9 protein-coding genes are annotated in these 10,373 nt (G+C 66.2%); 6 read left to right on the forward strand and 3 right to left on the reverse strand.

Annotation, left to right across the window (positions count from 1 at the left end):
* Window position 1: 1 nt before the first annotated feature.
* A complete protein-coding gene (locus tag G6N57_RS21815) occupies window positions 2–889 on the reverse strand; it encodes an ABC transporter substrate-binding protein (RefSeq protein ID WP_077739412.1) in 888 nt (295 codons plus the stop codon).
* Window positions 890–1,096: 207 nt separating this feature from the next.
* Here G6N57_RS21815 and G6N57_RS21820 point away from each other — a divergent pair, with 207 nt between their 5' ends.
* The 6 genes from G6N57_RS21820 (at window position 1,097) to G6N57_RS21845 (ending at window position 8,012) form a co-directional block, all read left to right on the forward strand.
* Window positions 1,097–1,681: an HdeD family acid-resistance protein gene (locus G6N57_RS21820; RefSeq protein ID WP_077739411.1), complete on the forward strand. Its 585-nt coding sequence runs from the start codon at window positions 1,097–1,099 to the stop codon at window positions 1,679–1,681.
* Between the two features lie 90 nt (window positions 1,682–1,771).
* Entirely contained in the window at window positions 1,772–3,265 is a 1,494-nt protein-coding gene (locus tag G6N57_RS21825) for a cytochrome ubiquinol oxidase subunit I (protein WP_077739410.1), read from the forward strand.
* 15 nt (window positions 3,266–3,280) lie between these two features.
* Window positions 3,281–4,321 (forward strand): cytochrome d ubiquinol oxidase subunit II, encoded by a 1,041-nt coding sequence (gene cydB, locus G6N57_RS21830; RefSeq protein WP_077739409.1) that lies wholly within the window; start codon window positions 3,281–3,283, stop codon window positions 4,319–4,321.
* Window positions 4,318–5,925, forward strand: coding sequence for a thiol reductant ABC exporter subunit CydD (cydD, locus tag G6N57_RS21835; protein ID WP_407665990.1), 1,608 nt, complete (start codon window positions 4,318–4,320; stop codon window positions 5,923–5,925). The genes cydB and cydD overlap by 4 nt, the downstream gene beginning before the upstream one ends.
* Window positions 5,912–7,444: an ATP-binding cassette domain-containing protein gene (locus G6N57_RS21840; protein ID WP_077741742.1), complete on the forward strand. Its 1,533-nt coding sequence runs from the start codon at window positions 5,912–5,914 to the stop codon at window positions 7,442–7,444. Before cydD ends, G6N57_RS21840 begins: the two co-directional genes overlap by 14 nt.
* 10 nt (window positions 7,445–7,454) lie before the next feature.
* Window positions 7,455–8,012, forward strand: a complete 558-nt coding sequence (locus G6N57_RS21845) for a DUF4190 domain-containing protein (protein ID WP_077739408.1) — start codon at window positions 7,455–7,457, stop codon at window positions 8,010–8,012.
* 6 nt (window positions 8,013–8,018) lie between these two features.
* Here G6N57_RS21845 and G6N57_RS21850 read toward each other — a convergent pair whose 3' ends face one another.
* Both G6N57_RS21850 and pyk read right to left on the reverse strand, forming a co-directional pair.
* Window positions 8,019–8,891 (reverse strand): acyl-CoA thioesterase II, encoded by an 873-nt coding sequence (locus G6N57_RS21850; RefSeq protein ID WP_077739407.1) that lies wholly within the window; start codon window positions 8,889–8,891, stop codon window positions 8,019–8,021.
* A gap of 51 nt (window positions 8,892–8,942) precedes the next feature.
* Entirely contained in the window at window positions 8,943–10,361 is a 1,419-nt protein-coding gene (pyk, locus tag G6N57_RS21855) for a pyruvate kinase (protein ID WP_075920430.1), read from the reverse strand.
* Window positions 10,362–10,373: the final 12 nt, after the last annotated feature.

Below are 10,373 nucleotides of genomic sequence, written 5' to 3' on the forward strand. Positions count from 1 at the left end.
CTCAGTTGATCGCACCGTTGACGACCGGCTTGTCGATCATCCCGTTCTCGGCGCCCCAGTTCGCAGCCACCTGCTTGTAGACACCGTTGTCGATCAGGTGCTGAAGCGCCTGCTGCAGTGACGCCGCGAGTGGCGAACCCTTCTGCACCGCCCAACCGTACGGAGCGGAATCAAAGATCTCTCCTGCCGCCTCAAGCTTTCCGTTGCTCTGCTTGATCGCATAGGCGGTCACCGGCGAATCGGCCGACATGGCGTCGGCCTGCCCGAGCATGACCGCACTGGTGGCGGCGGTCTGATCGTCGAACTTCACCACCTGGATCGCGGGCTTGCCCTCCTTGAGGCACTTCTCGTTGCGGGCCGGCATCTCGTCGGTGTCCTGCACCGTGGCCGTCTGGACCGCGACCTTCTTGCCGCACGCATCCTCGGGATTGATCCCCGCACCGACCTTCTGCGCCCAGGACGAACCGGCACTGAAGTACGTCACGAAGTCAACCTGCTCTTCGCGCTTCTTCGAGTCGGTGAACGAGGACATGCCGAGGTTGTAGTTTCCGCCCTGGACGGACGGGATGATCTTGTCGAACAACGACGCCCGGTACTCCGGAGTCAGCCCCAAGGTCGCGGCAACCGCATTCATCAAATCGACGTCGAAGCCGATGATCTTGCCGGCCGGATCCTTGAACTCGTTGGGCGGGTAGGTCGGGTCGGTACCGATGATGAGCTTGCCGCTCGACTTGATCGGCTCCGGCACGGTGTTGGCGATCGCGTCCACCTTCTCAACCTTTGCCGCGGTCGTCGTCTTGGTTTCGGATCCACCGGATTCGGTATTGTTCGCGCAACCCGACATGGCGAGCGCACCGCTCGCGGCAACGACCACCGCGAAACGCCACATCTTGCTTCGTCGGGGACGACATCCAACAGTCACGGTTGCCTCTTCTCTTTGTCTGCGGCTGTGGTCGGGCTATCCCAAATCGGAGACGTTAACGGCCCCCGGCCTGGGATGCAGCACCGGTAACGGAACCTTAACGAGCATGCTTCGACGCCACAGCCGTACCGTAAAATCCGTGTTCAGGGCCTCTGTGTGTGCCACACTGCGACCATGGAAAGCACCGCTGCCCCAAGCTTGTTGCCGCACCTCTGGAAGTCAGCATTGGTCGGCGGCATCCTCGCAATCCTCCTGGGCATCCTCGTCTTCATCCGTCCCGGAGCAGCAATCTTCGTCACCGCCATCTTTTTCGGCGCGTACCTGTTGATCACCGGCATCTCGCAACTCGTGCTGGCGTTCAGTATCCGTTCCTCGGTCGGCGGCCGGGTGTTGCTGTTCATCGGTGGCGCCGCGGCACTCGTACTCGCGGTCTTGTGCTTCATCAACCTGCAGAATTCGATCGAGCTGCTGGCGATCTGGATCGGCGTCGGGTTCATCTTCCGCGGTGTCGCAACGGCGATGTCGGCCATCGGAGATCCGCTACTGCCGGGGCGCATCTGGGAGATCATCGTCGGCATAGTCAGCGTCATCGCAGGCATCATCATGTTCGTCGCTCCCCTGGAGGGCCTGGTCGCCCTGACTCAGGTCACCGGCATCATCCTGATCGTCGTCGGGGTGTTCGAGGTGATCTCGGCCTTCGGAATCCGCAGCGACGCCAAGAAACTCGCGGCCGCCGTCTCACCTGAGGGCCCCGCGTGACGTAACACACCGGTCATGGCCAGTGGCTGGTTCCCGAGCATCTACTACACTTCGTCGTAGATTGGTCTGAGACCTCGGAAGTAGGGCCAGATGGACGCTTTGGACGTATCACGGTGGCAGTTCGGTATCACCACCGTCTACCACTTCATTTTCGTTCCGCTGACCATCGGGTTGGCGCCGCTGATCGCCGTGATGCAGACAGTGTGGGTGGTCACGGGAAATGGCAGCTGGTACCGCCTCACCCGCTTCTTCGGCAAGCTGTTCCTGATCAACTTCGCGATCGGGGTGGCGACCGGCATCGTGCAGGAATTCCAGTTCGGCATGAACTGGAGCGAGTACTCGCGCTTTGTCGGCGACATCTTCGGTGCTCCGCTGGCATTCGAAGGTCTGGTCGCGTTCTTCGTCGAGTCCACCTTCATCGGATTGTGGATCTTCGGCTGGACCCGCCTGCCTCGGGTGATCCACCTGGTCTGCATCTGGATGGTGGCCTTCGCCGTCAACGCGTCCGCCTTCTTCATCATCGCGGCGAACTCGTTCATGCAGCACCCGGTCGGCGCCAAGTTCAACCCGGAAAGCGGACGTGCCGAGCTGATCGACTTCGGCGCCCTCCTGACCAACAACACCGCGATCTGGGCCTTCCTGCACGTCGTCGCCGGAGCCCTGCTCACCGCAGGCACGTTCGTCGCGACCGTGAGCGCCTGGCTGATGGTGCGGGACCGGCGCCGGGCCGCACGCGGCGAAGGGGCGGACGGTCCGGCCGCCGATGCCGGGACCGATTCCGCCGGGATGTACCGGCCGGCAACGATTCTGGGCAGCGTGGTCGCATTGGCGGCCGTGGCCGTGTTGTTCTTCACCGGCGATATCCAGGGCAAGCTGATGTTCGTCCAGCAACCCATGAAAATGGCTTCGGCCGAATCACTGTGTGACACGCAGACCGATCCGGACTTCTCGGTCCTGACCGTCGGCACGCACAACAACTGCGCCAGCGTGAACCACGTCATCGAAGTTCCCTACGTGCTGCCGTTCCTGGCCGAAGGCAAGTTCAGCGGCGTCACCCTGGAGGGCGTCAACGACCTGCAGCAGAAGTACGAAGCCAAGTTCGGGCCCGGCGACTACCGGCCGAACCTGTTCGTCACCTACTGGTCGTTCCGGGCCATGATCGGCCTCATGGCGGTGCCGCTGGCGTTCGCCCTGCTGGCGCTGTGGCTCACCCGCGGGCGTCGACTCCCCGACCAGCGCTGGTTCGGCATTTTCGCGTTGATCACCCTGCCGACACCGTTCCTCGCCAATTCCGCTGGCTGGGTCTTCACCGAGATGGGACGGCAACCATGGGTGGTGGTGCCCAACCCGACCGGTGACCAGATGGTGCGGCTCACCGTGCAGCAAGGTGTGTCGGATCATTCCGCTGGCACGGTGTTCTTCTCACTGGCGGTCTTCACCCTGCTCTACGGCGTCCTTGCGGTGGTCTGGTTCTGGCTGATGCGGCGCTATGTGACCGAAGGGCCTCAGGAACACGATTCCGAGCCGGCACCGCCCGCGCCTCCCGGCGAGGACGAATCCGCCCCGTTGTCGTTCGCGTACTGAGAGGACTGATCTCAGATGGGACTCCAAGAACTCTGGTTCATACTCATCGCCGCTCTGTTCCTCGGATTCGTGGTGCTGGAGGGCTTTGACTTCGGCGTCGGGATGCTGATGGCCCCGCTCGGCAGCGCGGGCGAGGGTGATCCGGAAAGCCGCAGGCGGGCGGTGCTCAACACCATCGGCCCGGTGTGGGACGGCAACGAGGTGTGGCTGATCACGGCGGGCGCCGCCATGTTCGCCGCGTTTCCGAACTGGTACGCCACCATGTTCTCGGCGCTGTACCTGCCGCTGTTGGCAATCCTGTTCGGGATGATCCTGCGCGTCGTGGGTATCGAGTGGCGCGGCAAGATCGATGACCCCAAGTGGCGCAAGTGGGCTGACATCGGCATCGCCGCGGGATCCTGGTTGCCCGCGATTCTGTGGGGCGTCGCCTTCGCAATCCTGGTGCGTGGATTGCCGATTGATGCCGACCATCGAGTCGATGCCGCCGTTGGTGACGTGCTCAACGCGTACACCCTGCTCGGCGGACTGGCCACGGCGTCGTTGTTCGCTTTCTACGGCTCCGTGTTCATCGCCCTGAAAACCTCTGGGCCCGTACGCGATGACGCCTTCCGCTTCGCCCGGGCACTGAGCCTGCCAGTGATCGTGTTGGCCGGCGGCTTCGGTCTGTGGACGCAGCTGGCCCACGGCAAGCCCTGGACCTGGGCGCCGCTGGCCGTCGCCGTGGTCGCGCTCCTGATCTCTGTGGCGCTCATGTGGTCGCGGTCGCGGGAAGGCTGGGCGTTCGTCGCGACCGTGGTGGTCGTGGCGGCCGTCGTCGTCCTGCTGTTCGGGTCGATGTACCCGCACCTGCTGCCGTCCACGCTCAATCCCGATTGGGGTGTGACGATCTACAACGGCTCGTCGACGCCGTACACGTTGAAGATCATGACCTGGGCGTCGTTGACCTTGCTGCCTCTGGTCCTGGTGTATCAGGGCTGGACGTACTGGGTGTTCCGCAAACGGATTTCAGCGGAACGTATCCCGGCCTCCATCGGACTGTCGCGGCGGTCGGCCTGAACCTCTGGCGCGCACTCGGCGTCCGCGGCGCCACCGGGTCGAGCTCGGCGCTGCGACGTCACCTCCTGGCGACAGTGGCCTGCGGCGTAACCATCAGCGCCAGCACCATTGCCGCGGCCGTCGTGCTGGCACACATCGTCGCCGGCATCATCACCGAACCGAACTCGGCGGCCCGCCATGGTACGGCCATCATCGCGCTGTCCGCGCTGTGGTTGCTGCGCGCGGCCGCACACTGGCTCCAGGGCCGGCTGTCGCAACGCGGCGCGACCGCTGTGATCGGCGAGGTGTCCGGCCAGGTGCTGCGCACCGTGACTTCCCTGCCGCCAAGGAGATTGGCTGCCGAGCGGGATGATGCCGCGGCAGTCGTGACTCGCGGCCTCGACGGCCTGCGCCCGTACTTCACCGGCTACGTTCCCGCGGTCGTTCAGGCTGCTGTCCTGACGCCCGTCGCGGTGCTGGTGATGGCCTGCTTCGACCTGCAAGCCGCGGCAATCGTCGTGATCGCGCTGCCGTTGATCCCGATCTTCATGGTGCTGATCGGACTGCTCACCGCCGAGCGCTCAGCGGCCGCGCTCGCCGCGATGACGACCCTGCAAGCCCGCCTGCTCGATCTGGTGGCGGGAATCCCTACCCTGCGGGCCGTCGGCCGAGCCGCCGGATCGGTGCAACGAATCACGGAACTGGCGGCTGCGCATCGCCGTTCGGCCATGGCGACGTTGCGGATCGCGTTCCTGTCCTCACTGGTGCTCGAACTGCTGGCCACGCTGGGCGTGGCCCTCGTGGCGGTGAGTGTCGGCCTGCGGCTGGTGTACGGCGAGATCACCCTCACGGCAGGGTTGACCGTCCTGCTGCTGGCCCCTGAAGTGTTCTGGCCACTGCGCCGGGTAGGTGCCGCCTTTCACGCCGCGCAGGACGGCAAAACGGCAGCGGAACAGGCTTTTCGATTGTGTGAGACGCTGCCGACCGCGGAGGGCGGCGTTCCCGTGGGGAATGCCGCGCCGACGATCGAGTTGGACGGCCTCGGACCGGCCATCGAACCCGGCCGTGTCACGGTGCTGACCGGGCCGAACGGGGCTGGGAAATCGACTGCGCTGCAAGCAATTCTCGGCTTGGCCTCGCTGCCATCGGGATCGGTACGCGTCGACGGCGTCGACGTCACCGACCTTGATCTGCCGGCATGGTGGCACAGCATCGCCTGGCTTCCCCACCGCCCCGTTCTGATTCCGGGCACCGTCCTCGAGAACCTGGAGCTGCTGGGGCCGCTGGACGATGTGGAACGGGCCTGCCGCGACGCCGGATTCGACGACGTTCTCGATGACCTTCCCGACGGTCTGAACACCCGGATCGGCCGCACCGGTGTCGGCCTCTCACTGGGACAACGACAACGACTCGGACTGGCCCGCGCCCTCGGATCGTCCGCGCGGCTGCTCCTCCTCGATGAACCCACCGCCCACCTGGATGCCACGTTGGAGCAGCGGGTGCTGCAATCCGTCGTCGCGCGGGCCCGGGAGGGGGCCACAGTGGTGGTCGTCGGCCACCGGGATCCGGTACTGGCCATCGGCGACCAGGTGATCACGATTGGTGCCGCGCATGTTTCGTCGTGATCCGCTGCTACGGCTGGCGCTGGACCTGCTGCGGCCCCGGTGGGGCCGGCTGATCCTGGCCAGCGTCCTCGGTGTCCTGTCACTGGGCAGCGCGTTGGCCTTGGCGGGTGTCTCGGCGTGGTTGATCACCCGGGCCTGGCAGATGCCGCCGATCCTGGACTTGTCGGTGGCCGTGGTCGCGGTACGGGCGCTGGGCATCTCGCGCGGCGTCCTGGGGTACTGCCAGCGGCTGGCAGCCCACGACACGGCACTGCGTTCGGCGGCCAACGCCCGCACCGGTTTGTACCGCAAGCTCGCCACCGGACCGGACGACGACGCGATGCGGCTGCCCAGCGGCGAATTGGTGGCCCGGGTCGGCGGTTCGGTAGATGAGCTCGCCGACGTCGTGGTGCGCTCAGTGCTGCCGATCGTGGTGGCCACGGTGCTCGGCTGCGTGTCCGTCGGTGTCATCGCGCTCATCTCGCCGAGCGCCGCTGCCGTGCTGGCAATCTGCCTGCTGATCGCCGGAGCGCTGGCCCCGGCGGTCACTGCCCGCGCCGTGGCTGCGGCGGAATCCATTGCGGTCCAATACCGCACTGACCGCGACGCCGCGACGATGCTCGCCCTCGAGTATGCCCCTGAGTTGAGGGTCAGCGGACGCCTCGACGAGGTGATCGCCACCGCGCAACGCCATCACCGCGACTGGGGACAGGCGGCCGACCGTGCCGCGGCACCCGCAGCACTGGCCGCCGCCATGCCCAGCATCGCCATCGGGGCCAGCGTCCTGGGCGCCGTCTTCGCGGGCATCGCACTGGCCCCCACCACCGCGCCGACGACCCTGGCCATCCTCATGTTGTTGCCGTTGTCCGCATTCGAGGCCACCACCGCGCTTCCCGACGCTGCCGTCGGACTCACCAAGTCCCGCATCGCTGCCCGGCGTCTGCTCCAGATCACCGAGGGCGACTCGGGGATCCGCAGGCGACCCACGGTGCCCGCGGTCGATCTGCCTGCCTGCGGCCGGCTCGCCGTCATCGGCCCGAGCGGGTCAGGCAAGACCACGCTGTTGATGGCGATGGCCGACCACCTCAACGGAAACTCCCGGCGGGCAGCATTTTTCGCCGAAGACGCGCACATCTTCGAGACCACGGTGCGAGACAACCTGCTCGTGGTCCGCGGGGACGCCACCGATGCCGAACTGCGGTGGGCCATCGAGCGGGTCGGTCTGGCCGATTGGCTCGCAGGCCTGCCCGAAGGCTTGTCGACGGTACTGGAAGGCGGCCATACCGCAGTGTCGGCCGGGCAGCGCCGCCGCCTGCTCTTGGCCAGGGTGCTGTTGTCCGATTTTTCCGTGGTGCTGCTCGATGAGCCGACCGAGAACCTCGACGCCGCCGACGGCCAACGGATCCTCACCGAAATCCTCACTCCGGGCGATTGGTTCGGCTCCGAGCGGGCCGTCGTCGTGGCCACCCACCACCTACCGGACACGCTCGACTGCCCCGTCATCCGTTGTCCGCAACCTGGCACGGCGATCGGCGAGTAGCCTCACAGACATGACCGACGAGCGTTCCAACCCGCCCGGGTCTGACGAGCCGCAGCCGGCCGGACCTACCCAGCCACCGGCGTACCCCTACGGGCCGCCCCCCGGCGCGTATCCCGGGGCCTACCCGCCGCCCCCGCCGCCCTACGGCGGGTACCCCATGCAGCCGGCCGCGCGTGCCCCCGCCAACGGGCTCGGTGTCGCGGCGCTCGTGCTCGCGATCTTCGGTCTGCTGCTCGTTTGGTCGGTGATCGGTGGGCTGATGTTCGGCATCACCGCGGTGATCCTCGGAATCCTCGCCCGCGGGCGCTGCCGGCGGGGTGAGGCCACCAACTCCGGTGTCGCCGTCTCCGGGATCGTGCTCGGCATCATCGCCTGTGTGTTGTCGCTGGTGTTCGTCGGGATCTGGACCTACTTCGGCGCGCGGTGGTTCGACGACGTCGGCGGCCGCGACTACATGAGCTGCCTGCAGCAGGCCGGTGACGACACCGCGGCCCAGCAGCAGTGCGAGCGAGAGTTCGAACGGCGGGTCGAGGATTCGTTCGGCGTGACGCCGACCCCTACGCGCTGAGCCGCATCACGGTTTGGCGGCACCCGGGAAGTACTTGACGATGCCCTCTTGCACCACCGTCGCCAACAACTGGCCCGACGCGTCGAAGAAGTGGCCGGTGCCGAGTCCCCGGGATTCCGCCGCCACCGGCGAGGTGGTGGAGTACAGCACCCACTCGTCGAACTTGATCGGCCGGTGGAACCACACCGAATGATTCATCGTCACCGCGAAAATCCGGTCGAAACCCCACGACAATCCGTGCGTGGTGATGATCGAATCGAGCACGGTGGTGTCCGAGGAGTACACCAGGGCCGCGCCGTGCAGCACCGGATCGTCGGGCATCACGCCTTCGGTCTTGAGCCACACCCGGTTGTGGTCGAGCTTGCCGCCCTTGTCCCGCATCACCCACGCCGGATCGTTGGTGTAGCGCCATTCGATCGGCCGCAAGGCCTCGACGAACAACGGCACCGTCTTCTCGTAGCCCTTTAACAGCTCATCGATCTTGGGCAACGTGTCCGGATGCGGAACCTCGGGGGCGGGCACGCTGTGCTCCAGCCCCCGTCCGGCGTTCATGTAAGACAGCATCACGGTGGTCAGCAGATTGCCGTCCTGCATGACATCGACCCGGCGGTTGGCGAACCGCCGCTCGTCACGCAGCCGCACGACGTGGAACTCAAGGTCCTTCTCCGGATCGCCACCGGCGATGAAGTGCGCGTTCAACGCACTCGGGGAAAGTTTGTGCTCCAGCGTGCGGCCTCCGGCGACGAACGCCTGCGCGATCATCTGCCCACCGAAGGTGCGCACCGGGTTCTTGCTCGGATGCGCACCGATGAACAAATCGTCGTCAACGCGGTTCAGATCGAGAACAGCCAGCAGCTCCTCGAAATCCGGGTGTGTCAAGGAATGCCTTTCGAGATCTTTTGCCGGCGCCCTGAGGCTGACGACCTCTCGCTAGACGTCGTCCTCCCCGATGCGGTGCACGTGGATCAGATTCGTGGAGCCTACTGTGCCCGGCGGAGCACCCGCCACGATGACCACCAGCTCACCGCGCTTGTAGCGGCCGAGCTCGAGCAGCGACTTGTCGACCTGACGGATCATGTCGTCGGTGTTCGACATCTGCGGCACGATGAACGTCTCGGTCCCCCAGGTCAGCGCGAGCTGGCTACGCACCTCGGGCAGCGCCGTGAACGCCAGCACCGGAAGCGGGGTGTGCAGCCGGGCCAGTCGGCGCACGGTGTCGCCGGATTGCGTGAAGGCGACCAGCGCCTTGGCATCCAGCCGCTCGCCGATGTCGCGGGCCGCATACGAGATCACGCCACGCTTGGTGCGCGGAGTGTGTGTCAGCGGCGGCACGGTAACCGAGTTGTCCTCGACCGCCTTGATGATGCGGGCCATCGTCTTGACGGCCTCCAGCGGATACTTGCCGACGGAGGTCTCGCCGGAGAGCATCACCGCGTCGGCACCGTCGAGCACGGCGTTGGCGACGTCGGAGGCCTCGGCCCGCGTGGGCCGGGAGCTTTCGATCATCGACTCCAGCATCTGGGTGGCAACGATGACGGGTTTGGCGTTCTCCCTTGCCATCTGGATCGCGCGCTTCTGCACGAGCGGCACTTCTTCCAGCGGCAGTTCGACGCCGAGGTCACCGCGCGCCACCATGATCGCGTCGAACGCCAGCACGATGGCCTCGAGGTTCTCGACCGCCTCGGGCTTCTCCAGCTTGGCGATCACCGGGACCCGTCGTCCGACCCGGTCCATCACTTCGTGGACCAACTCGACGTCGGCGGGTGACCGGACGAACGACAGCGCGACCAGATCCACGCCCAGCCGCAGCGCGAACTCGAGGTCCTCGATGTCCTTCTCGGACAGCGCCGGGGCGGTGACGTTCATGCCGGGCAGCGACATGCCCTTGTTGTTGCTGACCGGGCCGCCCTCGGTGACCGTGCAGACCACGTCGTTGCCGTCGATCTCATCGACCTTCAGGCCGACGTTGCCGTCGTCGACGAGGACCCGGTCGCCGGGCCGGGCGTCCTGGGCCAGACGCTTGTAGGTGGTCGACACCCGGTCGTGGGTGCCCGCACATTCATCGACGGTGATGCGTACCGATTCTCCGGCCGCCCAGTACGTCGGCCCCTCGGCGAAGCGGCCCAACCGGATCTTGGGGCCCTGCAGGTCAGCCAGCACGCCCACGGCGTGCCCGGTGGCATCCGATGCTGCCCGGACCCGCTTGTAGGCGGCTTCATGGTCGGTGTAGTCACCGTGGCTGAAGTTCAGCCGTGCGACATCCATCCCGGCCTCGACGAGGGCCCGCACCGTCTCATCCGTGCTGGTAGCGGGGCCAAGCGTACAAACGATCTTTCCGCGTCTGCTCACGTCATGTCAGCA

Source organism: Mycolicibacterium boenickei (genome assembly GCF_010731295.1).
GTDB classification, from domain to species: domain Bacteria; phylum Actinomycetota; class Actinomycetes; order Mycobacteriales; family Mycobacteriaceae; genus Mycobacterium; species Mycobacterium boenickei.

Excerpts from the sequence above, each read along its gene's own strand:
- G6N57_RS21815 (WP_077739412.1), bottom strand. The coding sequence starts at position 889 with ATGTGGCGTTTCGCGGTGGTCGTTGCCGCGAGCGGTGCGCTCGCCATG.
- G6N57_RS21820 (WP_077739411.1), top strand. The coding sequence starts at position 1,097 with ATGGAAAGCACCGCTGCCCCAAGCTTGTTGCCGCACCTCTGGAAGTCA.
- G6N57_RS21825 (WP_077739410.1), top strand. The coding sequence starts at position 1,772 with ATGGACGCTTTGGACGTATCACGGTGGCAGTTCGGTATCACCACCGTC.
- cydB (WP_077739409.1), top strand. The coding sequence starts at position 3,281 with ATGGGACTCCAAGAACTCTGGTTCATACTCATCGCCGCTCTGTTCCTC.
- G6N57_RS21840 (WP_077741742.1), top strand. The coding sequence starts at position 5,912 with ATGTTTCGTCGTGATCCGCTGCTACGGCTGGCGCTGGACCTGCTGCGG.
- G6N57_RS21845 (WP_077739408.1), top strand. The coding sequence starts at position 7,455 with ATGACCGACGAGCGTTCCAACCCGCCCGGGTCTGACGAGCCGCAGCCG.